Below are 25,139 nucleotides of genomic sequence, written 5' to 3'. Positions count from 1 at the left end.
GATATTGAGATACATACTACCATTGTTAATATAAAAGTTTTGATTTTAAATATGAATTGTTTCTTAGTTAGAATGCGCTTTATTTACTACAAGAAAATTCCTTTTTGAAAAGAATGAACAAAATTTCAAAAGTGTATTTACATTTGTTCAACTAAGAGTTAGAATGAAGTTGTTAAAAGATACGAGGAGTGAAGATAATGAATATTGCAAAGTTAATTGACCATACAATTTTAAAAGCTAATACTACAAAAGAAGATGTTATGAAAGTAATCGAAGAAGCAAAGGAATATAAATTCGCTTCTGTTTGTATTAATCCTACATGGGTAAAGCTAGCTGCTGATGAGTTAGCTGGACATGATGTAGATGTTTGTACTGTAATCGGTTTTCCATTAGGAGCAAGCACTACTGAAACAAAAGCATTTGAAACAAAAGATGCTATCGCAAAAGGTGCAACTGAAGTTGATATGGTAATCAACGTAGGCGCTTTAAAAGATGGCGACAATGAGTTCGTTGAAAAAGATATTTATGAAGTAGTACAAGCAGCAAAAGGAAAAGCTCTTGTAAAAGTAATCATTGAAACTTGCCTATTAACAGATGAAGAGAAAGTACGCGCTTGTGAATTATCAGTTAAAGCTGGTGCTGACTTCGTAAAAACTTCAACTGGATTCTCAACTGGCGGAGCAACTGCTGAAGACATCGCATTAATGCGCAAAACAGTTGGACCAAACGTTGGTGTAAAAGCATCTGGTGGCGTTCGTACACGTGAAGATGCAGACAAAATGGTAGCTGCTGGAGCTTCTCGCGTTGGAGCAAGTGCTAGTGTTGCAATCGTATTAAATGATGCAAAAGGTGCTACAGATAACTACTAAACATTAATGAAGTCAAAAGCAATAGATACACAAAGTAAAGTGTATCTATTGCTTTAATAATTGAAAAAAATGTAAGCGGATACGAATGGGAGGAGACGGCTTATGAAATATTTAATCGGTATTTTTGGCCTCGTATTGATTTTAGGTATCGCTTGGCTTGCTAGTAATGATAGAAAGAAAGTCAAATATCGCCCAATCATAACGATGGTTATATTACAATTCATTTTGGGGTTTTTATTATTAAATACAAGTGTAGGGAATATATTAATTAGCGGAATAGCAGATGGTTTTGGAGAGCTATTAAAATATGCCGCTGACGGTGTGAATTTCGTATTTGGTGGATTAGTAAATCAAAAAGAGTTTTCGTTCTTTTTAAGTGTATTAATGCCAATCGTATTTATTTCAGCTTTAATAGGCATTTTGCAACACATTAAAGTATTACCTATTATTGTGAAATCTATCGGTCTAGCATTAAGTAAAGTAAATGGAATGGGGAAACTAGAATCATATAACGCTGTTGCTTCTGCGATTTTAGGACAATCTGAAGTGTTTATTTCAGTTAAGAAACAACTAGGATTATTGCCAGAGAAACGAATGTATACATTATGTGCATCTGCAATGTCTACCGTTTCAATGTCTATCGTTGGATCGTATATGGTGTTATTAAAACCACAATATGTTGTAACCGCTTTAGTGCTTAACTTATTCGGTGGTTTTATTATCGCTTCTATCATTAACCCTTATGAAGTTACTGAAGAAGAAGATATGTTAGAAGTACAAGAAGAAGAGAAAAAGACTTTCTTTGAAGTATTAGGGGAATACATTATAGATGGATTTAAAGTTGCAATTACAGTAGCAGCTATGTTAGTCGGTTTCGTTGCTTTAATCGCATTCATTAATGCAGTATTTAAAGGTGTAATCGGTATTTCATTCCAAGAAATTCTTGGTTATGTATTTGCACCATTTGCATTTATTATGGGTGTACCTTGGCATGAAGCAGTTAATGCCGGAAATATTATGGCAACAAAATTAGTATCAAATGAATTTGTCGCTATGACAGATTTAGCACAAGGCAACTTTAATTTCTCAGATAGAACGACAGCGATTATATCTGTATTCTTAGTTTCATTTGCAAACTTCTCTTCAATTGGAATTATTGCAGGGGCAGTTAAGAGCTTAAATGAAAAGCAAGGGAATGTAGTCGCAAGATTTGGTTTGAAATTACTTTTCGGTGCAACATTAGTAAGTTTCTTATCAGCAACAATCGTAGGCTTATTATTTTAACAGATTCATATCATATAAAAAGGAATGGTGATTGTAATGAGAATGGTAGATATTATTGCGAAAAAACGTGACGGCAAAGAATTGACGACTGAAGAAATTAAATTCTTTATTAATGGATATACAGACGGAAGTATTCCTGATTATCAAGTGAGTGCACTTGCAATGGCAATCTTCTTTAAAGATATGACAGATCGTGAACGTGCAGATTTAACGATGGCGATGGTGGAGTCTGGAGAAACAATCGACTTATCAGCAATTGAAGGAATTAAAGTAGACAAACATTCAACTGGCGGTGTTGGTGATACGACAACATTAGTATTAGGACCATTAGTAGCTGCTTTAGATGTACCAGTAGCAAAAATGTCTGGTCGTGGATTAGGACATACAGGCGGAACAATTGATAAATTAGAAGCGGTAGAAGGATTCCACGTTGAAATTACGAAAGAGCAGTTCATTGATATTGTAAACCGTGACAAAGTAGCTGTTATTGGACAAACAGGAAACTTAACACCTGCAGATAAAAAAATCTATGCACTTCGTGATGTAACAGGAACAGTAAACTCGATTCCTTTAATCGCAAGTTCAATTATGAGTAAAAAAATAGCAGCTGGTGCTGATGCGATCGTACTTGATGTAAAAACAGGTGCAGGAGCATTTATGAAAACAGAAGAAGATGCAAAAGAATTAGCTCATGCAATGGTACGTATCGGAAATAATGTTGGACGTCAAACGATGGCTGTTATTTCAGATATGTCACAACCTCTTGGCTTTGCGATTGGTAACGCTCTAGAAGTGAAGGAAGCAATTGATACTTTAAAAGGCGAAGGTCCAGAAGATTTAACAGAATTAGTACTCGTATTAGGTAGCCAAATGGTCGTACTTGCGAAAAAAGCAAATACGTTAGAAGAAGCTCGTGAAATGTTAATTGAAGTTATGAAAAATGGAAAAGCAACTGAGAAATTTAAAGAGTTCTTAAGCAATCAAGGCGGAGATAGTTCAATTGTAGACAATCCAGAAAAAATGCCACAGGCGAAGTATGTAATTGATGTACCTGCTAAAACTTCAGGTGTTATTTCTAACATTGTTGCAGATGAAATCGGTATCGCAGCTATGCTACTTGGTGCTGGCCGTGCAACAAAAGAAGATGAAATCGATTTAGCAGTAGGATTAATGTTACGTAAAAAAGTTGGCGATGCAGTAAAAGAAGGCGAGCCATTTGTAACAATCTATGCAAACCGTGAAAATGTAGAAGATGTAAAAGCAAAAATCTATGAGAACATTTCTATCGCTGAAACAGCAGTGGCTCCTAAATTAGTTCATACAGTTATTACTGACTAATCATCATTACATTATTTTAAGGGGGAAATAATATGGATAAGAAAAAATATATTGAAGAAGCAAATAAGATGTTATCGAAAGCATATATTCCGTATTCGAAATTTCCTGTTGGTGCAGCATTAGTTACGAAAGAAGGTAAAATCTATACTGGTTGTAATATAGAAAATGCTTCTTACGGTTTATGTAACTGCGCAGAAAGAACAGCGATCTTTAAAGCAGTATCAGAAGGGGAGCGCGACTTTAGTTACTTAGTTATTACAGGCGAAACAGACGGACCGATTTCACCATGTGGTGCTTGTAGACAAGTAATTGCTGAATTCTGTGAACCGAAAATGCCAGTTTTACTAACGAATGTAAAAGGCGATGAAAAAGAAGTGACTGTAGAGCAGCTACTGCCTGGTGCCTTTTCAATTGAAGACTTAAAATAAATTAAAAGGCCATGCCACAATTAATAGTTGTGGCATGGCCTTTTTTATTTTCAATAATAGAATGTAATAATCTGTTCATATTCCGTTCATAAACTTTGAGTAAAATGATTGTATCGTGGAGAATTGTGATGTATCGCTCATATGTTAAATTAGAAAAGACAATAAAAAGAGCTGGAATTTCTAAATAGGAATTCCGGCTCTTTTTATGTTTTATACGATTGTTTTTTTAGCTTTGATTTCATTTGCTTAATTTTAAACGTATTTGAGCATCTTGTAATGCGGCTGGTGTAACGTTAAGACCATGTTGATCAACAATTTTTGTGTTTAATAAAATGGAATCTAAGCTTCCACGAAATGTTTTTGTATAGTTTTGACGCAGCATTTGTTGTTCTTGTTTTTCATCAACTGTTAATCCAGATGCTTTTTCTTTTTTTGATAATTCGTTAATACGGAATAAAATATTTTTCATTTGTCTTCACCTCTAGTTAGAATCGATTATATTAGTTACTTACTAATATATAGTTATTGTAACGCTTAATTTTTATTATGTCAACATCATCTAAAAGGTTAAAAATTGACGAAAAATTATAACAATAATAAAATGAATAGCAGAGGTTAATTATCTTTAAAAGTATACATAGAACGCTAGGGGGATTAATATGAAATCAACATTTTTTGCTCAAAATAGAGAACGATTAGTAAACACATTACCAGATGAATCTATTACTATTTTATTTGCTGGACAAGCACCTCATATGTCAGCTGATGCACATTATAAATTTGTGCCGAATCGAAACTTTTACTATGTAACAGGGATCGATGAACCAAATGTTATTTTCATGTTGAAGAAGGTTGGAGGTAGTGTAGAAGAAACACTTTTCATTGAAAAGTCAGATCCAGTAATGGAAAAATGGGTCGGTAAAACAGTTTCTAACGAAGAGGCAGAGAAAATTTCAGGTATAAAGAAAGTTGTATATTTAGATAGCTTTGAAAAGACAATGTCAAATATACTTTTCACAGAAAATGTGAAGCATCTATATTTAGATTTAGAGTGTCGTGAGTGGAATGGTGCGGAGACAAAAACGCTTGCGTTTGCTAAACATGTAAGAGAACAGTATCCACACGTTTTAATTGGTAATGTATATCCGAATATTTGTGAATTACGAGTGTTTAAAACAGAAGAAGAAATTGAAATCATTAAAGAAGCGATTGCTGTAACGAAAGAGGGCATTTACAACGTACTTAAGCATGCAAAAGCTGACATGATGGAGTATGAATTAGAAGCTCAGTTTGATTTCACACTGAAGTCATCTGGCATTAAGCATCATGCGTTCAATACAATTTTGGCAAGTGGGAAAAATGCTACAGTTCTTCATTATGAAGATAATGATGCACAAATTCAAAATGGTGATTTAGTACTGCTAGATTTAGGCGCTCAAAAAGATTACTATAATGCTGATATTAGTTATACATTCCCGGCAAATGGAACATTCTCTAGTCGCCAAAAACAAATGTATAATATTGTATTAAAAGCATTGAAAGAAACAACAGAGCTCATTAAGCCAGGAGTAAAGTTTGCTGCATTAAATGAGCATACAAAAAAGGTGCTAGCAGAAGAGTGTAAAGCAATTGGTTTAATTCAAGAAGACGAAGAGTTATCAAAATACTATTATCACGGTGTCAGCCATTTCCTTGGTTTAGATACGCATGATGTAGGAACATATAAAGATAGAGTGTTAGAAGAAGGTATGGTTATAACAATTGAACCTGGTCTTTATATTGCAGAAGAATCAATTGGTATTCGTATTGAAGATGATATTCTTGTAACGAAAGACGGATATGAAAACTTGTCAAAAGATATCATTAGAGAAGTTGAAGAGATTGAAGCGTTTATGAGAGAAAACAATGTACATGTAAAAAAAGACGAAGTTGTTACGAAATAATGATTGGGAAAGACGCTCAAGTTTGAGCGTCTTTTTATTTTGTTCATTTGAAACCGCGATATTTCCTCAAAAAGCATCTTCAATTTATAAAGTCAATTATATTCCAAATGTCAATATATATGTTGATCATGCCCGGACGAAGGTGGGGGAGTATGATCTGGGAATGTCACGAATACGGCAACGATAATTGCCACACTAATTGAAAGTAATAATAAAAAACGCCGTTGGATAAAAGTAGAAAAGGTTTCTGATAAAAGTTGAATTATACATGACATAGTTATTGTTATCGTAAGTAAGAGACTAATAAACAGTATACTATGAGCTTGTTGAGCGTTTAACATTTCTGTAATCATTGCTCCCATCATACTTGCCATTAATCCAGAAAACATTCCTTCTAAAGCAGTATATAGGTGAAAACGTAGACCGACTACAAAACCGATACAACCACTAATTAAAATCGCAAGCAAAGTAGAATATAGTAATTCTCCTTTAAAAAGAATACCTAAATAAAAACCTATGCTTAAACCGATACACATACTAAAAGACATAATAAATACCATATACTCCATTAGGGTACCCTTGCGTTTAGAAATATATGATGTAATAAGAATCGAGATACAACAAAGTGTTAAGGCGGTTAATGTGTAAGCGAACATCATGATACCTCCCTGTCCTATCATTCATTTCATCATATGTTCATATGGAGAGTACTTATGCTTATTTATATCTGCATATTATCTGCACAATTTCATAAATGTAAGTGAGAAGGCTCCTGATTTTTTGGGACGCCTTTTTAATTATGAGCATGTAAATGTAAGAGTTAAATGAAGAGTTTCTATTGTGAAGCCATAAAGAATAAGCGTATAATATTATAGGTCTCCCATTTGCGAGACGAACCGCGAATGATAAATAAGATTGTTGTTTTATCATCGCCTCTAAACAGATAGACAATGAACGTAACACTGGAATACAGATAGGGAGTTATAAAATGAAATTAATTATTGCCGAGAAACCAGATCAAGGTTTGGCTCTTGTTTCACAGTTTAAATATCGCCGGAAAGATGGATATTTAGAAGTAGAAGCGAATGAGTTATTTCCAAATGGAGCGTACTGTACATGGGCAATTGGTCATTTGACGCAGTTATGTAATCCAGAGCATTATCACGCAGAGTGGAAAAAATGGTCACTTAATACGTTACCGATGATTCCAGAGCGTTTTCAATTTGAAGTAACAAAGTCAAAGTATAAGCAATTTAACGTTGTGAAACAGCTGTTACATAACCCTCAGGTAACAGAAATTATTCACGCGGGCGATGCTGGTCGTGAAGGGGAATTAATCGTACGAAACATTATTAATCTTTGCAACGTGCAAAAACCAATGAAGCGCCTGTGGATTTCATCTTTAACGAAGCAAGCTATTTATCAAGGATTTAAAAATTTATTAGATGAAGCAGATACAATCAATACGTACTATGAGGCGTATACAAGGTCATGTGCGGACTGGGTCGTTGGTATGAATGCGTCACGTGTCTTTAGTATTTTGCTAAAGAAAAAAGGAATGAACGATGTATTTTCAGCTGGACGTGTACAAACACCGACACTCGCATTAATTGTAAAGCGTGAAAAAGAAATAGAAAACTTTAAGTCTGAGCCTTTTTGGGAAGTGTTCGCAACCTTTAATATAGAAGGAAAGAAGTATGAGGGGAAATGGGAGAAGGATAGTGAATCACGCTTAAAAGACCCTGATATGGCAAATAAAATTGCAGCATTTTGCCAAGGTAAACCGGCTGTAGTAAAAGAAATGAAAACGGAGCGTAAAGAGTTTCAGCCGCCGTTTTTATTTAATTTATCAGCACTGCAAGCGACAGCTAATAAAGCTTTTAAATTTTCACCGAAAAAGACGCTTGATATAACACAAGCACTATATCAAAAAGGGATTGTTTCTTATCCGCGTTCGGATTCTAACTATGTTACACAAGGAGAAGCAGCGACGTTCCCTGATATTTTGCAGAAGTTAAGTCAGTTTGATGAATATAAAGGGTTATTGCCTGCACCAATTGAATCGATTATGAACAATAAGCGTTATGTGAATGAAAAGAAAGTAACAGATCACTACGCCATTATTCCGACAGAGCAAGTTACAAACCCAAGCAGATTATCAGGTGATGAAAAGAAAATTTACGATATGATCGTAAGAAGACTTATTGCAGCTCATTATGAAGTTGCGATCTTTGATTATACAACGATTGTAACGCTTGTGGATGAACGTGCTGAATTCATATCAAAAGGAAAACAGCAAATTCAAGAAGGATGGCGTAAAGTAATTTTCCAAGATGATAAAGATGATGAAACAATTCTCCCAATTGTAGCAGAAGGTGAACAAGGAAAAGTTGTAAAGGTGAAAGTGAAAGAAGGAAAAACACAACCACCGAAGCGTTATACAGAAGGGCAACTTATTACGTTAATGAAAACGGCAGGTAAGTATTTAGAGAACGAAGAGCTGGAGAAAGTATTAAAGAAAACAGAAGGTTTAGGTACAGAGGCAACGCGCGCTGGAATTATTACGATGCTGAAAGACCGTAAATATATAGATGTGAAGAAGAACCAAGTGTATGCAACCGATAAAGGGAAAGTATTAATTACCGCAATCGGAGACAAAATATTAGCTTCACCAGAAATGACAGCGAAATGGGAGCAGCGCCTCGCGGAAATCGGCGAAGGTACAGCATCACCAGCTACATTTATGGAACAAACGAAAAAGCTATCAGCTAAAATTATTGAAGATGCGGTAGAAATGTCGGAGAAATGGGATTTCACTGGATTACATGTTGAATCGATTGAGCGAAAAGGATCGAAATTTACAACAGGTAAAAAGGTTGGTAGTTGTAAAAAATGTGATGGCGATGTGATTGATAAATCAACGTTTTACGGTTGTTCTAACTACAATACAACACAATGTGATTTTACCATCTCAAAGAAGATATTAAGCAAAACAATTTCGCAAAAGAATATGACAAAGCTCTTAAAAGGTGAAAAGACCGATTTAATTAAAGGCTTTACAAAGGGCGAGAAAACATTTGATGCGAAGTTAGAGTGGAAAGATAATAAGATTAATTTTGTGTTTGAGAATTAAGTAGTTTCAACAAATAAAAAAATATGATAATTAAACTGTATCCTATAGAATAGACACTTAAAAAAATCTATTCTATAGGATATTTTTTTGAATAAGTAGTACTATTTATTTTTATTTAATATACAATAAAAAAATCTTTATAATTGATAATTTTTTATTGTAAAACAATAAATTTTGTATTAAAATCAATATCATGATAAATCAGTGAGGTGCTTTTTATAGAAAGGTAACAACGCTGTTTTTTATTAGAGGAGGTAAAACTATGAACAAAAACAATTTGATTATTGAAAATATGGATAATCCTCATGAGTTGGAGAGAATGTATAGAAAAGACCCAAAAGCTTTTAAAAAGTCATTCTCACAAGCATGGGATGAAAACCCTGATGCGCAGGTTCTAGCTGCTTGGTATGAAAGATTACATTTCAAGGAGACGGCAAAGAAAGAAAAAATATCGCTGTTTCAAAAAGGATTCTTATTCATGGGTATGTTAGCTATTCTATCTGGGCTAAGCACTAGAATCATTTTCCACTTTGTCGAACAGGAAGCAATTGCTCCAATTAACTTGGCTTTTGGTGTAATTCCCTTTATTGCTGCTTATTTTATTTACAATAATACTCCGAAAAAAAGTATTATTTATTTCCTTGTAGCGTTGTTCCTAATTTCCGGGTTTTATCTTAATACGTTGCCAGTAAATTATAAAGACAGTACCATCCTTGCTTATTTACATCTTCCTATATTTTTATGGGTCTTAGTAGGGCTTGCGTTTACAGGAAATGAATATTCAAAAGGCAGTACAAGATTAGCTTATATTAAATTTAATTTAGAATATTGCCTTCTCTATGCGAGCATGGCAGTGAGCGGAATGATACTAGCAATATTCACTATGAAGTTATTTAGCTTCGTTGACTTGGATATAGGAGAATTCTATTTTAGTAATGTTGTTTTATTTGGAGCTGCCGCTCTCGCTGTAGTGGCTGCATACTTAGTATCAATGAACCTTAAACTTGCTAAAAATATTACACCATACATATCTAAAATTTTTAGTCCGCTCGTCCTGATCACATTGTTGATCTATCTTATAACGGTTATATGGGTTGGGAAAAATCCGTTCTTGGACCGCAATTTCCTAATGGTCTTCAACGGAATACTCCTTGGTGTATTGGCTGTTACCATATTTTCTATTGTTGAGAGTGACTCAGACGAGAAAAAGAGCATTCCAGATTATATAAATTTTGCCTTAATTGTTCTGGCGCTTATTATTGACACTGTCGCATTGTCAGCCATCGTATTCAGACTTTCTTCTTACGGGATTACACCTAATAGACTTGCTGTGTTAGGTGTAAACATACTGATCTGGGCAAATCTCATTTGGATTATGTTCTCCTATATGCGTTTTCTACAAAACAAATCAGGGCCGACAGCTATCCAAGATGCTGTTACGAAGTATTTGCCAATCTACGGACTTTGGGCAGCTTTCGTTATATTTACTTTTCCTATAATGTTTAATTAGAAAGGCTTTGTTAATATAACGACAAGTTAATTCTTCTATAACGTATAAAATCCTTAGAGCGGATAATTATCGTTACTTCTATTATTTCTTGAAAATAAAAAAACGTCCTAATCTGGGACGTTTTTTTATTATGTATATTGCTGTTTTTTCTTAATAAGTAATAACACTTGTGAAATACAAGCAAGTACTGGCAGTTCAATTAACGGTCCAATAACGAGTGCAAGTGCAATAAGAGGCTCGTCCGGAAAAGCAGTCACAGCAATAGCGAGTGCAACAGGTGAGTTTCTTGCTAATGTTGTTAAGCTTAAACTTACTGTATCTTTATAAGATAAATGCATAATGCGTCCGATTAATTGTCCGAGTACAAAATTTATGATGAAGAACAATAGAACAGGAATGAGTAATAGTAAAACGATATTCATATTTTGTAGTAAATATTTACCTTGTGATGCAAACATCGCTACAATTGCTAAACTTAAAAATACAATTTGTGCAGAGCTGAAAAACGGAATGAGTTTATTCTCTAGTATTTCGGCTTTTTTCATTTTATTCATAATGAATTTTGTAGCGTGTGCAAGTACAAAGGGTAAGACAATTACGATAACAATACTTTCTACTAAAACAGAAAGCGCTACAGTCTTCATGACACCAGCAAATAAAAATAAATAAATGGGAAGGAGTAGTACTTGCAATATTAAATTTACAGGCAAAATAGCAGTAGAAAGTGCTACATTTCCTTTCGCTATTTCAGTAAAGATTAAGTACCAATCTGTACATGGAGTAACCATTAACATAACAAATCCAACCCAAAGTGCTGGATGATCTGAAAGAAATAGTGCACCTAATCCCCAAGCAAGTAAAGGTGTCCATACAAAATTAATAGTAAGGCTCGTTCCAGCAAATTTTAAATTGTGGAATCCGTTTTTTATTTCTTTCAATGGAATGCTGAGGAATAATCCATATAACATGAAAAATAGGAAGGGGACAATAAATTGCTCTGAATACATATGTATCAAATTAAATTGTCCAAGTACGATGCCGCATGTAACAGCAAAAAGAATAATAAAAGTTTGAATCTTTTCTATAGTGCTCATGAGTGAATCCTTTCTAAATATGAATTGCCCTCTCTATCTCCATTATACAAATAATAAAGTTACAATGGGTGTTTTAATTGTATTGGGATTATTATTTTTAATTCGAGATATTATTTTTTATTTTAAGTTACTTGACTAAAGTAAGTGAGTGTAATACAATCACTTACATAAGGTAATTAAATAACAAAAAGTTTTTTATGTTTGTACTTAAGGTATCTATTGGAACTTTTTACTAGAATAAGAATTTTTATGATGATGAATAATGAATATGATAAGAAAGTTTAGGTGAAGAAAATGGGATTATTTAGCTCGTTATTTGGTAAAAAAGAAGAAAATACAAAAGTAGAGGGGAATAAAACAATGTCAAAAGTATTATTTGTAAAAGCAAACGATCGTCCAGCGGAGCAAGCAGTTAGTTCAAGAATGTATGAAACATTTGTAAGTACTTATAAAGAAGCGAACCCAAATACAGAAATTACGGAGTTAGATTTATTCGCATTAGATCTTCCGTATTACGGAAATATCGCTATTTCAGGTGGATACAAACGTAGTCAAGGAATGGAGTTAACAGCAGAAGAAGAGAAGGCTGTAGCTACGGTAGATCAATATTTAAATCAGTTTTTAGAAGCTGATAAAGTTGTATTTGCCTTTCCACTATGGAACTTCACAGTGCCAGCGCCATTAATTACGTATATTTCATACTTATCTCAAGCTGGAAAAACATTTAAATATACAGCAAATGGTCCAGAAGGTTTAGCTGGCGATAAGAAAGTCGTTGTATTAGGTGCGCGTGGTTCAGATTACTCTTCAGAACAAATGGCTCCTATGGAAATGGCAGTGAATTATGTAACGAATGTGCTTGGGTTCTGGGGAATTACAAATCCAGAGACTGTTGTAATTGAAGGGCACAATCAATATCCAGATCGTGCACAACAAATTGTTGAAGAAGGTTTAGAGAACGTTAAAAAAGTAGCGGCGAAATTTTAATTGATAGTAAATCTAAAAAACCAACATGGATGACCATGTTGGTTTTTTAGTCTATTTCTATGTTAAAAAATGTATATTTATAAAATAAATGAAAAGTTTGAAAATAGTATTGCAAAATATTATATAGCAAACTATAATGAGTTCAAGAATAGTTGATAGTTGAACTAAAGATTCAGAAAATTCAATTAGTTAAAAATGGAAAATGAGATAAGGAAATTTGAATGGGGGTTATATTATGGCGAATAAAGTACCGTTTTCGTTCATAGTAGTTATTGGATTAATGTTATTTGCACTATTTTTTGGAGCAGGAAATTTAATATTCCCGGCAATGCTAGGGCAATCGGCAGGAGAGAATGTATGGATTGCTAATGCTGGATTTTTAGTAACGGGTGTTGGATTACCATTACTAGGTGTACTAGCATTTGGTTTTTCGGGTAAAGATGATTTACAGTCATTAGCAAGTCGTGCTCACCCAGTGTTCGGGATTGTGTTTACAACAGTTTTATACTTAGCGATTGGCCCGTTATTTGCAATACCAAGAACAGGAAATGTTTCTTATGAAATTGGTCTTAAACCGTTTATGCCAGAAGGATTAGGTTCTACACCTTTAATTCTTTTCACAATTGTATTCTTTAGCATCACTTGTTTTTTTTCGCTAAATCCTGCGAAAATTGTCGATATTGTTGGAAAAATCTTAACGCCAATTAAGTTAACTTTCATTGGTATTTTAGTAATCGTTGCTTTTATACATCCGATTGGAGATATGCAAGCACCAGTGGAAGCTTATACATCACATGCATTCTTTAAAGGGTTCCAAGAAGGATACTTAACAATGGACACGCTTGCATCATTCGTATTTGGAATCATCATCATTAATGCAATTAAAGAAAAAGGTGCGAAAACGAAAACACAGATTATGGTCGTTTGTGCAAAAGCAACAATCATTGCAGCATCTATTTTAGCAATTATCTATACAGCTCTTTCTTATATGGGTGCTTCAAGTGTTGCAAAGCTTGGACATTTAGAGAATGGTGGAGAAGTATTAGCGAAAGTTTCTAACTACTATTTTGGATCATATGGCGGAGTATTATTAGGATTAATGATTACAGTAGCTTGTTTAACAACTAGTGTGGGACTTGTATCAGCATGTTCTTCATTCTTCCATAAGTTATTCCCAAATGTTCCTTACAAAGCAATTGCAATCACGTTATGTGTATTTAGTGCCATTGTTGCAAACGTAGGATTAACACAATTAATCGCAGTTTCTGTTCCAGTACTAACAGCAATTTATCCACTAGCAATCGTATTGATTTTCTTAACATTCTTCCATTCATTATTTAAAGGAAGAGCTGAAGTTTATCAAGTGAGCTTAATCGTAACATTTATCATCAGCTTATTCGATGGATTAAGTGCAGCTGGAGTTAACATTGAAGTAGTAAGCCGAGTGTTCACTAAATTCCTTCCGATGCAAGAAGTAGGATTAGGATGGATCTTCCCAGCAATTATCGGTGGATTTATCGGATATGGCATTAGCATTATGAAAGTAAAAAATCAAGTTCAGCCAGCAGCTAGTGCAAATAAGAAAATAGGTTAAATAAAAAAGTTATAGAACTTTAATCTGTACCCTTTGTAAAGGACATTTTGAAAAAAGTTAGGCAACATCAAGAAGATGATTTCTGTATCCAACAGGAGTCATCTTTTTTAAATTCCATTGATATCTATAGTGATTATAGTACGTCATATATTTCTTAATCTCTTGTTTCAACTCATCAAAGGACGCGCAAGGTTTTATATGAGCTTCATCTTTCAGATGACCAAAAAATGATTCTTGCGGGGCGTTATCCCAACAGTTTCCTCTTCTTGACATGGATTGTCCGAGATTTAGCTTTTTGACTAGCTTTTGATAGGTAGGACTTGTGTAGTGGGCTCCTTGATCTGAATGGATATAAGCACCTTCGGTCAATTGAATCCGCTGATTCCTTTTTAGTTTATGGAGAGTGGTTGTTACGAGCTCTAATGTCATCTGTTCTGAAACATGGTAAGCTAAAATTTCATTGGTTGATCCATCTAAAATTGTAGATAAATAGGCCCTTTGATTCTTACCGTAAACTAAATAGGTGATATCTGTAAGAAGTATTTTCCCTGGAGTATTTTGTTTAAATTCCCGATTTAATCGATTCGGTACTATTCGATGTTCTTTTGTAGCTTTTAGCATTCTTTTATAAGGATTCGCTTTGCGAACCGGACAGACAATCTCGTATTTCTTCATAATTCTACGGATACGCTTTAAATTGTAGACAACTTGAAACTGACCCGCTAATGTCATCTTTATTTGACGAGCCCCTTTCTTTTTATTTCTAAATCGAAGTGCTTTTAAGATGGTTTCTTTCACGCTTTCATCTCGATCGCTCTTTTGTTTCCGTTGTTCTTGAGATGAAATTGAAAAGTAATTATAGTATCCCGAACGGGATACTATAATTACTTTACACAAATGACTGACCATATTCCTTAAGTTGTATTTCATGATGACAGAACGAATCAAGATGAATTTCTGACTAGGTTGTAGCGTTATTTCCTTCTCATCCTCCCTTCTATAAGTTTGATTTTTTTTAACAATTCATTTTCCGCCTTTAGTAAGTTTCGTTCGGCTTCTAAACGGGCATACTTTTCTTCTAACGTAAGCTCTCTCTCTCAAGAGTTCTTCCAGCTTTTTCGATACGTGTATCCCGTAAACCCAATACACCATTTTTTCTATAAGCAGCACGCCATCTACTTCCTGATGACATAACCCGTTTCATTCCAATCATATCTATATCAAAGCCACATTCTTCAAAAATATTTCGAGGTAGCTTTCCTTTTTCATTTTCCTCAATAAAAATATGCTTAAATTCCTCTGTATAAGTGATACCTTTCTGACTTACAGATTTTACGTATAGGTTATTTGATAGAATTTGAATTTCTCTTTCTGTAAATAGCTTTTTTGTCATTTTGGACATTCTCCGATCCCAATTTTCCTTTTATTATACAAGAAATACCCTATAGAATAGACTTTTTTCGAGTGTCTATTCTATAGGGTACATTTTACTTGTTTCTATAACTTTTTTTGTTACTATTAATAATGAAAGAAAATAAAGTAGTAGGGGAAATAAAATGAAAAAAACAATTGATCATATCGGCATCGCAGTTCGAGATATAGAAAGTACGATACGTTTTTATGAAAAGGTGTGAAGTGACAAGAAAGTTGTATACTTTACAAGAAGGTTGTTCATTCTACAACAAAGTTATACATGGTACATGAAAGATGTACACTTAAAATAATATAAGATTATATGGGAAAAAGCATAACTTTACGTTATGCTTTTTTGCAATTTCAAAAATGGAATTTAAGGGGATTTTGAAGAATTAGTAAAGGTTAGAGTTCTATGGTTACAGAATGATTTTTAATTATTAGGTTAAATATTAAATGGAAATTTGAAGGAGAGTACCAGTTACTAATTTAAGATTTCTTTATTAGATCTTTATATAGAAAATAAAAAAAGAGCCTGTCCTTGAAACAAGCTCTAGCTACAAGAAATAGCGTAATTGAGATGTCTATATATTACCATTTACTGAATGGAAATTCTAGGTGTATTATGTTGAGAAATAAATTATAGGTATCTTAATGAAAACTTCAGTTGAGATTAAATAAAGTCCCTAAATATAGGGCGTTAAAGTTTTAATTAACTACGTGTGAAGAGAAGTTTTAAAATATTTTTTTATGGGGAAAAACAATGAGAAAAACTATAAAACAGCATTTTTTATGAAAATTAAGTATGTAATCAGTTCATGATAGAAGAAAGAAATGGTTCAGTTTATAAAAAATTAATTTAAGTGTATTTTACTTTGCAGCAAATATACTTCTTGGAAAAATAGAGACAAATGTTATATGATAAATTTAAGAGATTGGGGGAATGAAACTTTGAACGAGTCATATACAGCAGAAGAAGCTGCAAAGAAGTTGAAAATATCTAAATTAACTGTTTATGAACTTATCAAAAGAGGGGAACTGCCATCTTATCGAATAGGTAGGCAAGTTCGAATTGATGTAGAAGATCTACAGAAATACATAGAGCAAAGTAAAACAGGGAGCCTAAAAAATTCCGCTCAATTATCTAAAAAACATAATTTAACGAATGTAATTGTAATTAGTGGGCAAGATATGGCATTGGACATACTAGGGAAATATATGGAGAGTAGTATGGGAGAAAGAATGCTAAGAGCTTATGATGGAAGTCTTACAAGTTTGATTCGTTTGTATAAAGGTGAAGGAAGTATAGTCAGTCTACATCTATTTGATGGTGATACTAAAGAATATAACATCCCCTACACTAAAAGAATTTTAACAAATTCTCAGTATATAATTTTTAATTTACTTTTAAGAAATGTAGGGTTTTATGTACAAAAAGGTAATCCAAAGAATATCAAAACTTGGGAAGATTTATGTAGAGAAGATGTAAAGATAGTGAATAGAGAAGTTGGAGCGGGTATACGCGTTTTATTAGATGAACAGTTACGTATTCATAATATACATAGAACAAAGATTAAAGGTTATGATTATGAAGAAAGTAGCCACTTTAGTATTGCAACTAGTGTAGCTATGAATAAAGCGGATGTGGGAATAGGGATTGAAAATGTAGCCAATATAACAAAAGTTGAATTCGTTCCATTAATAAAAGAACAGTATGATCTTATAATCTTAAAAAATGAACATACTGTTAAAATCATTAATGAAATTAAAGAAGTACTGCATTCAACAGACTTTAAACAAGAACTAGAGTCTATTGGAGGATATGATTTAACATTGACAGGAAACACTATATATGAATCTTTTTAGTTAGATTTAATGTCTTGTTTTTATTTATAATAATAAGATATTAGATGGGATTTATACATAGAAAAAGACTGCTTTATAAAGCAGTCTTTTTCTATGTATAAAGAATTATTAATTAATAAGATAGTAAGTAGTTTAATAAGAATAATAGACCGATAACACAAATAGTTTTGTTTAATTCTTTTCTTTTTCCAGTTAGGAGTTTTATTACTGGATAAAATATAAAACCAAAAGCTATACCGTCAGCTATATTGTAAGTCAGTGGAATCATAATAATTGTAAGAAAGGCAGGGAAATATTCCGAGAAATCATCAAAGTCAATCTCTTTTATGCTTTTTAACATTAAACTTCCAATGATAATTAGAATAGGTGCAACGGCTCCATCTGGAATCATTTTTATAAAAGGCATAAAGAAAAATGAGATAAGAAATAGTAATCCAACAAAAATAGAGGATAAACCGGTTTTTGCACCAGCAGCTATTCCCACGGCACTTTCTAAACCAGCTACAGTGGAGCTAGTCCCAAAAACTCCAGCAAAAATGTTGGACATCCCGGTTGCCTGATAAGCTCGATTGAAACGTTTATTGTCATTTTCAAAACTTTGTATGGTTCCTAGATTTTGAAATAGTAGAATCATTGTTAAAGAAAAGGTAGCTGTCCAAAAGGATGCATTTTTCACTTGTGCAAAAGAAAAAGCATTGAACACAGCTGGGTAATGCTCATATAAAGACCCCATATTATAGGAAGGATCTAATTTTGTTATGCCACAAAGGGCTGCAACCAATGTACTAATTCCTATAACGATTAAAAATCCACCTCTGATATTATAAATAAAAAGGATTACAGCTAATGCCAGAGTAAAAATTGTAAGTAATGTATTTGCTTTAAATAGGTTATCCAATCCAATTATTGTTACAGAAGAATCTGTAATAAGTCCACCTTTCTGAAGTCCGATAAAGGTCAAAAATAGGCCAATCCCTACAGTAATAGCATTTTTTAAGGAGTGTGGAATAGAGTTGATTAAAAGTCTAGAAAAAGGTGTAAATGTAATCAGTGTGAAAATAATGCCTGATACTAATACGACGCCTAAAGCTTCCTGCCAATTTAGTCCTAAAGATTGAACAATTGTATAGGAAAAGAATATATTTTCTCCCATTCCAGGGATAATTACGAGAGGGGAATTTGCCCAAAAACCTATTATAAGGCAACCTAAAAAGCATGTTAGAGTAGTGGCTACTACAGATGCCTCTGTACTAATCCCTGCGTCTCTTAATATGGAGGCATTTACAATCACTATATAAGAAACAGTGAAGAAACTTGTTAGAGCAGCTAGTAATTCTTTTTTTATGGTTGTATTGTAGTGTGTCATATTAAAGTGAGTATAAATCCATTCTGTCATGACATAAGTCTCCTCTGTTCAAATTTTTTATACATTAACTGGGTACTTCGTTTTTATTGTGACTTTCAAAGTTGAAATTGTTCTAAATCCAAAAGTATCGTTCCATTCTAGATCGTCAATAATAAGTGACTTATCTTCTATAAAAGGTTGTATGGTATTTAAAAATACTTTTAGTGATTTTCTTGTTAGATTTGCACCGGCACAGTAATGAGAACCAACTCCAAAACTTAAGATTGGAGGGGTATTTGTTCGCTTTTGGCATTCATTTGGGTTTTCATATTTACTCTGATCTCTATTTCCAGAAGAGATAAACAAAATAATTCTATCACCTTTATTAATGAGTTTATCTTCTAAAGGTATATCTTCATTGGCAACACGTGCACAATAGGGAAAAGGGCATTCCATTCTTAAAGATTCTTCAACTATATTTTCTAATGTTAGTAAACTGTAAGGATTATTATGAGGTAATTTATCATTCTGCGTTTGTATGTAAAGATACATTAATGTTTTTACAGCACTAAGAAATGGTTCATGTCCATCTACTGTTACATTTGCGATTAGGGCTAAACTATCTTCTACTTGATCTACATTTTTCAGTATTAAATCGAATAAACCTTTTTTTTCGTATCTTTGTTGGTCGCGAATTTCAGAAATAATACTATAGGTTTTATCAATAGAGTGAACAGTTTTTTGAGAGTCTTCGAAACTAGGAACCGGAATCCAAAGGAAATCCACAGCTTTAAAAGCTTCTTGTAGAATTAATTTATAATCGTTTACATCTAGGCCCAATAAATTAGCAAGAGTGTTTTCTGTAAACGGTATAGCTATTTCATTAATAACGTCAATGAATTCATTATCTTTATTCAGAGAATTCAATACTTTGAGTGTAGAAGATTTAGCTAACTCTTCTATAATAGAGTTTGTTAAATTGATAGGTACTTGTACGTGTTTACGCAATTCCTTATGCTTAGGATTATCCATATACATTAACCATCTAGAGTAAAAATTAGAGAGTTTATCTTTATACTCAACAGGTATATCTAGCTTTTCGATGAATTGTTTTTTTCGATTAGCCTTTAATCGAGAATCTTTTAATAGTTGGGTGATATTGGTGTAATCGAAAACAAGCCACGCATTGAGTTCTTTATCCCAAATAATATTTTCTGTAGCTAAGGCCGCTGTATAAAATTTATATCTATCTTCGATGATTTTTTTTATAGTACTGTTAGTCATTTCGTCACTCCTAGATTCACTTTTATTTGTAATATTAATTTTCTTGTAATTGATATTTCATATTATTGTGAGTGATCTGGTTGCTGGAAGAGAAAAGAGAAAAAATGCTTAAAAAATATATATTTATAGATATGGACCTATTTTCCAGTTATAACTAAATTATATTAAACAATAATTTTAGATATAAAACAATACTTATTTTAACGAAACATAACTAAATATAACAAAACATAACTGGATATATATTTGTTTAATTAATTCAGAACATTCTTTGTTTTATTTATTAAGATGATAATTTTTATGATTAATGAAGTGAAAATCTTTTATTAAATTGTAAGGCTATCAAGGGTTGTGACTAAGAAATAAAGCTACCAAAAGGTTTTTATCCTGAAAACAAAGAAAAAAATAATTTTGCAATTAATAGAATTGATATGATATGTTTTCTTTGTTAATAATTTGAAAAATCTACATAGTCTATTAAATTTATGTTTGATTTATTTTAAAGACATTATAGATAAGCAGAGGGGAAGGTAGATGATAGATCAGCATTGGGTAGAGTGAATAACTGTGAGTAACTTAAAGTAAAATCACTTTGTTTATTTTTGAGTTATTATATAATCTAGGAGAAGTAAGAAGGGGAGTGCAAATTTTGAAATTTGTCTTTGATTTAGATGGTACAATTTGTTTTAAGGGAAAACCAGTTTCAGAAAAAATTCTTGCATGTTTAGATAACATTAGTAAAAATGGTCACGAAGTTATATTTGCTTCTGCAAGACCTATTCGTGATATGCTACCTGTGATACATCCGCGCTTTCACGAATATACATTGATTGGGGGAAATGGATCTTTAATTTCTCAAAACGGAAAATTAATTTATTCAAAAGAGTTCGAGAAATCGCAACTAAAAAAGATCCTTACTTTGATAAATGAATTTCAAGCAACTTATTTAATTGACGGTGATTGGGATTATGCATATACTGGTCCGGATAATCATTCTATACTTAATAATCTAGATCCAGCTAAACTTGCTAAATCTGTTAAGGTGAACTCTTTAAATTCGATAGTTAAGATTTTAATCCTTACAGCAAGCAACATGGAAGAACTATCGAAGAGTCTAAGTTTATTAGATGTTGTTGTGCATAAACATAGAAATGAAAATGTAATAGACATTAGTCCAAAAGGTATTCACAAATGGAATGCACTGCAGGTATTAGGTGTTAAAGAAGGGGAATATGTAGCTATTGGAAATGATGCGAATGATATAAGTATGTTCGAACATGCTGCATATTCAGTAATGGTTGGGCATCATCCAGAATTAGCGCCATTCTCTAAAGAAAGCATCCCTATGGACATAGAATACGAAATAGAGATCATAAATAGGTTAGAGAAACTTTCTGAATTATATAGCCTAAGTCATAATTAAATGTTTAAAAATCCATTAATATATTTTAAAATTATTAGATGTGGAATAATTAAATATTGTAAAATGGAAAATATCCCTTTGGATGATCAAATCCAAAGGGATATTTTCCTAACTTTATCTTAAATTAACTGTTGGATTGTTAGTACAGCTTGGTAGCCAAAGTAAATACCAAAACAGATTAAAATAACACCTGCTGAAATGGAAATCCATTTCATTACAGTAGCGTTTACAAAGCGTCTACCAAAATGTATGGATGTAGCCATGAATAAATCCCATAGCATAATACCTGCAAAAATAGCTGTACTATACCATAGTGCTTGTTCTTTTCCAATTGTACTTATTGCACTAGTAAGAACAGAACCGTAAATTCCTATCCAAAATACAATATTTAATGGATTTGAGATTGCAATTGCAAATCCTGCTAAAAAAGATTTTAGAGGATGTTCTTTTTCGCCAGTTAAAGAATGATGTACTTGTTTAGGAGCATCCTTAATACTTTCATATCCTAAGTAAAGCATGGTAATAAAACCGAAAATCCAAATGCAAAGTTGAGCAATTGGAGTTGTTAGAAAAGTGGAAACCCCAAAATAAATGAGTAACATCATAATTACATCAGCTGACATAGCGCCTAATCCTACAAACCAAGCGCTCCAAAATCCATTTTTAATACCTTTATTTATTTGAGCCACATTGATTGGACCCACAGGAGCAGAAAGGGAAACACCTAACAATATATAACTAAAGATCATGCTAATCATGCTTTTTTACACCTGTAATTGGACATCTCATTACGCTTTCTTCATTTGTTTCAGGCAAAATATACTGTTTCCACTCATGTGAATTTTCAGCACCATAATCACCTATATCTGGATGCATTGAAATATTATCGTAGGCTAATAAGCGTTTCCTAATAACTTTACGGACTTGTTTTCCTTGTTTGGTATCACCTGTAATATCATCTAACGTTCCGCGGGGTTGAAGGGTAATTTCAAGACCATTCTCGGTATATCTGCTTTGTCTTTCAGCATATATAGGTGCTCGGCAAACTACAAATATAGGCTCTCCAGCAAAACAAAATTCCCATTTAGCATGGTAAGGATCTGTTGGGATTTCCGGATTCCATGGTTCAGGATCATTTTCAATTAAAAATTGTAGTACATTCCAAAATTGTTTTTTATATTCTTCTGCTAGTAATTGCTTACTTGAGGGTTTGAAGAATATCACTAGCGTGGTCCGCTTGGCAATTTGCTGATATGTCTTTATATATTCATAAATACCATCTCTAAGCTTTAGTAGCTCTTTTTGATCATAAGCTGAATCGATAAAAAGATATCTGGACCAACCATGTTTTTCAGAATCTACTGCAAAATAGCAAGGAAACGGTTTAGAATTATCCATAATACTTTTGTGGAAACTGTTGTAAGCGTTTATTTTCCAGTTTTCTAAGAAATCATTGTTCTTTTCATCAAGAATTCTATTTTGATTATACAAATAAGATTTGGTTAATTGGATTACCACTGTAATCCCTCCTTATTGTGAGTATAAAATCATTGATTGTTTTCATAAATTAAAATGTTGTTTTTCACTATATTTAAAATTTTATTGATATCCTCCGTGTGTATCTCAATTGTTAACTCAGGTACGCCTGGAGATAGTAGAAATTTATTATAATTATAGATTTTTTTATCTATAATAAGGGTAACCTCATCCTGATACCCAAAAGGAGCTACACAACCGGGAACACAGGAAGTCTTTTCAACCAACTCTTCAGATGAACAAATTGAAACTCTCTTGCCAATTAGTTCTTTCATTGATTTTGAATCTAATTTTTCGCCTTCAATCGTAACTAGTACATAATTATGTCCGGTTTTATCTTTTAGAAATAAACTTTTACTTGGAACACCTTCTAAATTAAATCTTTTTCGTATTTCTCTATCTGTATCATAATCCAGATTGGGTTCATGCTTGTATTGCTGATAAGAAATATTAGCTTGATCTAATAGTTGCATCACATGATTATACATAATTATCCTCCTTTAAGATTTATGAAGTACATAGAAATTTTTTGTTTCAAAATTAATTCTTGTTAATGTGGCTTATGAAAAGGCAATTATAAAGTAATAGGATTTCGGTATCAAAAAATTCAATATAAGGGTTATATTGGAACCTTTTTAATATATTAAACTTTTTCACTGTAGAAAGGTATTGATAAATTTTCTTTTAAATACGGGAATTCTGAGATGATTTCATTTTCGAAAATTCAGAAAAATATTTTGGTATTGAATAAGAGAATCTGTTTTTAAAGATTAAAATGTATCATTTAATGTTTTGCATGTGGTTTTCTTAGGCTTGTTACAACAAGGATTGTTCTCTATATAATTACATATTACTCTCGGTAGGAGTATTTAGGGCTTGGTTTGCTTCTTTTTTCATTATTAACAGAACAAGTATTATACTAATAACCAGTGAACTAACTCCAACTGATATGAAAGATGAGAATTGAAAAATTTTAACGTCCCAGAACAAGCCGGACAGGTAAGCTCCTAATGCAGCACCTATACCCATGGTAAGAACTGTGTAGGTAGTTTGTCTTTGGCTAATTAAATCTTGGTCTGCATTTAAACTTAAAATGTTCATAGCACAAATGTGATATAAAGCAAAGGTAAAAGCATGCATTAACTGTGAAATTACTAATAAAGTGATGCTTCCGACAAAAAGTTCTATTAATGTCCATCTTAGAATACCTAAAATAGAACACAATAAGAGAATAGATGAAACATTCATATATTTTAGAAGCCTATGACCATAAGCGAAAGTAACAATTTCGCATATAACTGCAAAAGCAATTAATGAACCTATTGCAAAACCAGTATAATTATTTTCCAACAACTTAATAGAAAAGAATCCATAATAAGGTGCATGTGTTAATTCAAATAAGAAAAATACAGAATAAAAAAGCAAAAGTTTTCTTTCAATAAAAATACTTTTTGATTTTTTTTTCGTAACCTTAATCGGTTCAAGGCGAATTAGTAGAATAGAGGAAATTAACAACATAAACCCTAAAAATATTAATATAAACCAAAAAGATAGTGGGCCGAATTTAATAAGGGCATGACTTGCCCAAACTGAAAAGAAAATAAATCCGATGCTTCCCCACATTCTAATGGTTGAGTATCGTTTCATGTCACCATTTAATTTTGATAATGAAATTGTTTCTATGTTGGGCAAAATAGATATCCAAAAAATATTTAATAAGGAGAGTGCTATAACTATAGCCAAGCTATTTTTAACTTGAGTACCAACAAACAGAACGACTAAAAGGAGAACGCATTGTATAAGGTATATGCTTGCTAAATTTCTATTTAGTTTTGATATCATTAGGAATACATATGGTCCTAGTATTCTGGCTAGAATTGAAATGCCAAGGATTATCCCTATCTCTTTGCTACCAAAGTGTAATTGATTTAAAAAAAGTCCGGTTAGCGGAACTACAATAGCAAATGTTGCAAAGTATGAAAAGAAAGTAAAGGAACAGTACTTATCAAATGTTTTCATTTTTATCCACCTCTTTATTAAGATTGGTATTGTTATAGTAGTGATTGATCTGTATTAAGAACGTTTTTTTATT

General features: G+C 32.6%; 20 protein-coding genes and 2 pseudogenes. 12 read left to right on the top strand and 10 right to left on the bottom strand.

Translation table 11 applies throughout. The features are described from left to right. Window positions 1-197: 197 nt before the first annotated feature. The 4 genes from deoC (at window position 198) to QCI46_RS18505 (ending at window position 3,919) form a co-directional block, all read left to right on the top strand. Window positions 198-869 (top strand): deoxyribose-phosphate aldolase, encoded by a 672-nt coding sequence (deoC, locus tag QCI46_RS18520; RefSeq protein ID WP_001017440.1) that lies wholly within the window; start codon window positions 198-200, stop codon window positions 867-869. A 102-nt stretch (window positions 870-971) separates the two neighbouring features. Then, a complete protein-coding gene (locus QCI46_RS18515; protein WP_000876170.1) occupies window positions 972-2,153 on the top strand; it encodes a NupC/NupG family nucleoside CNT transporter in 1,182 nt (393 codons plus the stop codon). A 36-nt stretch (window positions 2,154-2,189) separates the two neighbouring features. Further along, window positions 2,190-3,491: a pyrimidine-nucleoside phosphorylase gene (locus QCI46_RS18510; RefSeq protein WP_001983022.1), complete on the top strand. Its 1,302-nt coding sequence runs from the start codon at window positions 2,190-2,192 to the stop codon at window positions 3,489-3,491. Between the two features lie 32 nt (window positions 3,492-3,523). Beyond that, complete coding sequence (locus QCI46_RS18505; protein ID WP_000358539.1) at window positions 3,524-3,919, top strand: cytidine deaminase; 396 nt, start codon at window positions 3,524-3,526, stop codon at window positions 3,917-3,919. Window positions 3,920-4,157: 238 nt separating this feature from the next. Here the strand turns inward: QCI46_RS18505 and QCI46_RS18500 are convergent, their stop codons facing one another. Further along, window positions 4,158-4,388, bottom strand: a complete 231-nt coding sequence (locus tag QCI46_RS18500; protein WP_000789775.1) for a DUF896 domain-containing protein — start codon at window positions 4,386-4,388, stop codon at window positions 4,158-4,160. A 190-nt stretch (window positions 4,389-4,578) separates the two neighbouring features. Between QCI46_RS18500 and QCI46_RS18495 the strand changes: the two genes are divergently transcribed. Beyond that, window positions 4,579-5,862 carry an aminopeptidase P family protein gene (locus QCI46_RS18495; RefSeq protein WP_353841096.1) on the top strand — a complete coding sequence of 428 codons (1,284 nt, stop codon included), beginning with the start codon at window positions 4,579-4,581 and terminating at the stop codon, window positions 5,860-5,862. A gap of 110 nt (window positions 5,863-5,972) precedes the next feature. Here QCI46_RS18495 and QCI46_RS18490 read toward each other — a convergent pair whose 3' ends face one another. After that, window positions 5,973-6,518: a hypothetical protein gene (locus QCI46_RS18490; RefSeq protein WP_353841901.1), complete on the bottom strand. Its 546-nt coding sequence runs from the start codon at window positions 6,516-6,518 to the stop codon at window positions 5,973-5,975. A gap of 332 nt (window positions 6,519-6,850) precedes the next feature. Here QCI46_RS18490 and topB point away from each other — a divergent pair, with 332 nt between their 5' ends. Both topB and QCI46_RS18480 read left to right on the top strand, forming a co-directional pair. After that, window positions 6,851-8,995, top strand: coding sequence for a DNA topoisomerase III (gene topB, locus QCI46_RS18485; RefSeq protein WP_353841095.1), 2,145 nt, complete (start codon window positions 6,851-6,853; stop codon window positions 8,993-8,995). 262 nt (window positions 8,996-9,257) lie between these two features. Next, complete coding sequence (locus tag QCI46_RS18480; protein ID WP_353841094.1) at window positions 9,258-10,505, top strand: DUF4153 domain-containing protein; 1,248 nt, start codon at window positions 9,258-9,260, stop codon at window positions 10,503-10,505. A 128-nt stretch (window positions 10,506-10,633) separates the two neighbouring features. On the opposite strand, the gene QCI46_RS18475 is transcribed toward QCI46_RS18480, so the two are convergent. Next, window positions 10,634-11,599 carry an arsenic resistance protein gene (locus QCI46_RS18475; protein WP_327960444.1) on the bottom strand — a complete coding sequence of 322 codons (966 nt, stop codon included), beginning with the start codon at window positions 11,597-11,599 and terminating at the stop codon, window positions 10,634-10,636. 294 nt (window positions 11,600-11,893) lie between these two features. On the opposite strand from QCI46_RS18475, the gene QCI46_RS18470 reads away from it, so the two are divergent. Beyond that, on the top strand, window positions 11,894-12,586 hold the full coding sequence (locus QCI46_RS18470; RefSeq protein ID WP_353841093.1) for an FMN-dependent NADH-azoreductase: 693 nt from the start codon (window positions 11,894-11,896) through the stop codon (window positions 12,584-12,586). Window positions 12,587-12,821: 235 nt separating this feature from the next. After that, complete coding sequence (gene brnQ / locus QCI46_RS18465; protein WP_353841092.1) at window positions 12,822-14,180, top strand: branched-chain amino acid transport system II carrier protein; 1,359 nt, start codon at window positions 12,822-12,824, stop codon at window positions 14,178-14,180. Between the two features lie 57 nt (window positions 14,181-14,237). Here the strand turns inward: brnQ and QCI46_RS18460 are convergent. After that, window positions 14,238-15,582: pseudogene (locus QCI46_RS18460) on the bottom strand (IS3 family transposase). Between the two features lie 154 nt (window positions 15,583-15,736). On the opposite strand from QCI46_RS18460, the pseudogene QCI46_RS18455 reads away from it, so the two are divergent. Beyond that, window positions 15,737-15,811: pseudogene (locus QCI46_RS18455) on the top strand (VOC family protein); the annotation flags it as partial. Window positions 15,812-16,511: 700 nt separating this feature from the next. Next, window positions 16,512-17,459, top strand: a complete 948-nt coding sequence (locus QCI46_RS18450) for a substrate-binding domain-containing protein (RefSeq protein WP_353841091.1) — start codon at window positions 16,512-16,514, stop codon at window positions 17,457-17,459. A 112-nt stretch (window positions 17,460-17,571) separates the two neighbouring features. On the opposite strand, the gene QCI46_RS18445 is transcribed toward QCI46_RS18450, so the two are convergent. Continuing rightward, window positions 17,572-18,855 (bottom strand): NCS2 family permease, encoded by a 1,284-nt coding sequence (locus QCI46_RS18445; RefSeq protein WP_328057835.1) that lies wholly within the window; start codon window positions 18,853-18,855, stop codon window positions 17,572-17,574. 27 nt (window positions 18,856-18,882) lie between these two features. After that, window positions 18,883-20,088: a cytochrome P450 gene (locus QCI46_RS18440; RefSeq protein WP_353841090.1), complete on the bottom strand. Its 1,206-nt coding sequence runs from the start codon at window positions 20,086-20,088 to the stop codon at window positions 18,883-18,885. A 649-nt stretch (window positions 20,089-20,737) separates the two neighbouring features. Here QCI46_RS18440 and QCI46_RS18435 point away from each other — a divergent pair. Then, entirely contained in the window at window positions 20,738-21,511 is a 774-nt protein-coding gene (locus QCI46_RS18435; RefSeq protein WP_353841089.1) for an HAD-IIB family hydrolase, read from the top strand. 119 nt (window positions 21,512-21,630) lie between these two features. On the opposite strand, the gene QCI46_RS18430 is transcribed toward QCI46_RS18435, so the two are convergent. From QCI46_RS18430 to QCI46_RS18415, 4 genes are all read right to left on the bottom strand, one after another. Next, window positions 21,631-22,269, bottom strand: coding sequence for a LysE family translocator (locus QCI46_RS18430; protein WP_353841088.1), 639 nt, complete (start codon window positions 22,267-22,269; stop codon window positions 21,631-21,633). After that, a complete protein-coding gene (locus QCI46_RS18425; RefSeq protein ID WP_017673922.1) occupies window positions 22,262-23,029 on the bottom strand; it encodes a YqcI/YcgG family protein in 768 nt (255 codons plus the stop codon). Before QCI46_RS18425 ends, QCI46_RS18430 begins: the two co-directional genes overlap by 8 nt. Before the next feature lie 29 nt (window positions 23,030-23,058). Next, window positions 23,059-23,535 carry a YbaK/EbsC family protein gene (locus QCI46_RS18420; protein ID WP_106101480.1) on the bottom strand — a complete coding sequence of 159 codons (477 nt, stop codon included), beginning with the start codon at window positions 23,533-23,535 and terminating at the stop codon, window positions 23,059-23,061. 355 nt (window positions 23,536-23,890) lie between these two features. Further along, window positions 23,891-25,066, bottom strand: coding sequence for an MFS transporter (locus QCI46_RS18415; protein ID WP_088082627.1), 1,176 nt, complete (start codon window positions 25,064-25,066; stop codon window positions 23,891-23,893). Window positions 25,067-25,139: the final 73 nt, after the last annotated feature.

The sequence above is a fragment of the Bacillus cereus group sp. RP32 genome (assembly GCF_040459735.1).
Lineage (GTDB): Bacteria > Bacillota > Bacilli > Bacillales > Bacillaceae_G > Bacillus_A > Bacillus_A wiedmannii.
The sequence above is the reverse complement of the archived record's forward strand: the minus strand, read 5'-3'. Positions and strand labels throughout refer to the sequence as shown.

Excerpts from the sequence above, each read along its gene's own strand:
- QCI46_RS18450 (WP_353841091.1), top strand. The coding sequence starts at position 16,512 with ATGATAAATTTAAGAGATTGGGGGAATGAAACTTTGAACGAGTCATAT.
- QCI46_RS18415 (WP_088082627.1), bottom strand. The coding sequence starts at position 25,066 with ATGAAAACATTTGATAAGTACTGTTCCTTTACTTTCTTTTCATACTTT.
- topB (WP_353841095.1), top strand. The coding sequence starts at position 6,851 with ATGAAATTAATTATTGCCGAGAAACCAGATCAAGGTTTGGCTCTTGTT.
- QCI46_RS18505 (WP_000358539.1), top strand. The coding sequence starts at position 3,524 with ATGGATAAGAAAAAATATATTGAAGAAGCAAATAAGATGTTATCGAAA.
- QCI46_RS18445 (WP_328057835.1), bottom strand. The coding sequence starts at position 18,855 with ATGACAGAATGGATTTATACTCACTTTAATATGACACACTACAATACA.
- QCI46_RS18515 (WP_000876170.1), top strand. The coding sequence starts at position 972 with ATGAAATATTTAATCGGTATTTTTGGCCTCGTATTGATTTTAGGTATC.
- QCI46_RS18440 (WP_353841090.1), bottom strand. The coding sequence starts at position 20,088 with ATGACTAACAGTACTATAAAAAAAATCATCGAAGATAGATATAAATTT.
- QCI46_RS18500 (WP_000789775.1), bottom strand. The coding sequence starts at position 4,388 with ATGAAAAATATTTTATTCCGTATTAACGAATTATCAAAAAAAGAAAAA.
- QCI46_RS18430 (WP_353841088.1), bottom strand. The coding sequence starts at position 22,269 with ATGATTAGCATGATCTTTAGTTATATATTGTTAGGTGTTTCCCTTTCT.
- QCI46_RS18470 (WP_353841093.1), top strand. The coding sequence starts at position 11,894 with ATGGGATTATTTAGCTCGTTATTTGGTAAAAAAGAAGAAAATACAAAA.
- QCI46_RS18420 (WP_106101480.1), bottom strand. The coding sequence starts at position 23,535 with ATGTATAATCATGTGATGCAACTATTAGATCAAGCTAATATTTCTTAT.
- deoC (WP_001017440.1), top strand. The coding sequence starts at position 198 with ATGAATATTGCAAAGTTAATTGACCATACAATTTTAAAAGCTAATACT.
- QCI46_RS18475 (WP_327960444.1), bottom strand. The coding sequence starts at position 11,599 with ATGAGCACTATAGAAAAGATTCAAACTTTTATTATTCTTTTTGCTGTT.
- QCI46_RS18490 (WP_353841901.1), bottom strand. The coding sequence starts at position 6,518 with ATGTTCGCTTACACATTAACCGCCTTAACACTTTGTTGTATCTCGATT.
- QCI46_RS18480 (WP_353841094.1), top strand. The coding sequence starts at position 9,258 with ATGAACAAAAACAATTTGATTATTGAAAATATGGATAATCCTCATGAG.
- brnQ (WP_353841092.1), top strand. The coding sequence starts at position 12,822 with ATGGCGAATAAAGTACCGTTTTCGTTCATAGTAGTTATTGGATTAATG.
- QCI46_RS18510 (WP_001983022.1), top strand. The coding sequence starts at position 2,190 with ATGAGAATGGTAGATATTATTGCGAAAAAACGTGACGGCAAAGAATTG.
- QCI46_RS18495 (WP_353841096.1), top strand. The coding sequence starts at position 4,579 with ATGAAATCAACATTTTTTGCTCAAAATAGAGAACGATTAGTAAACACA.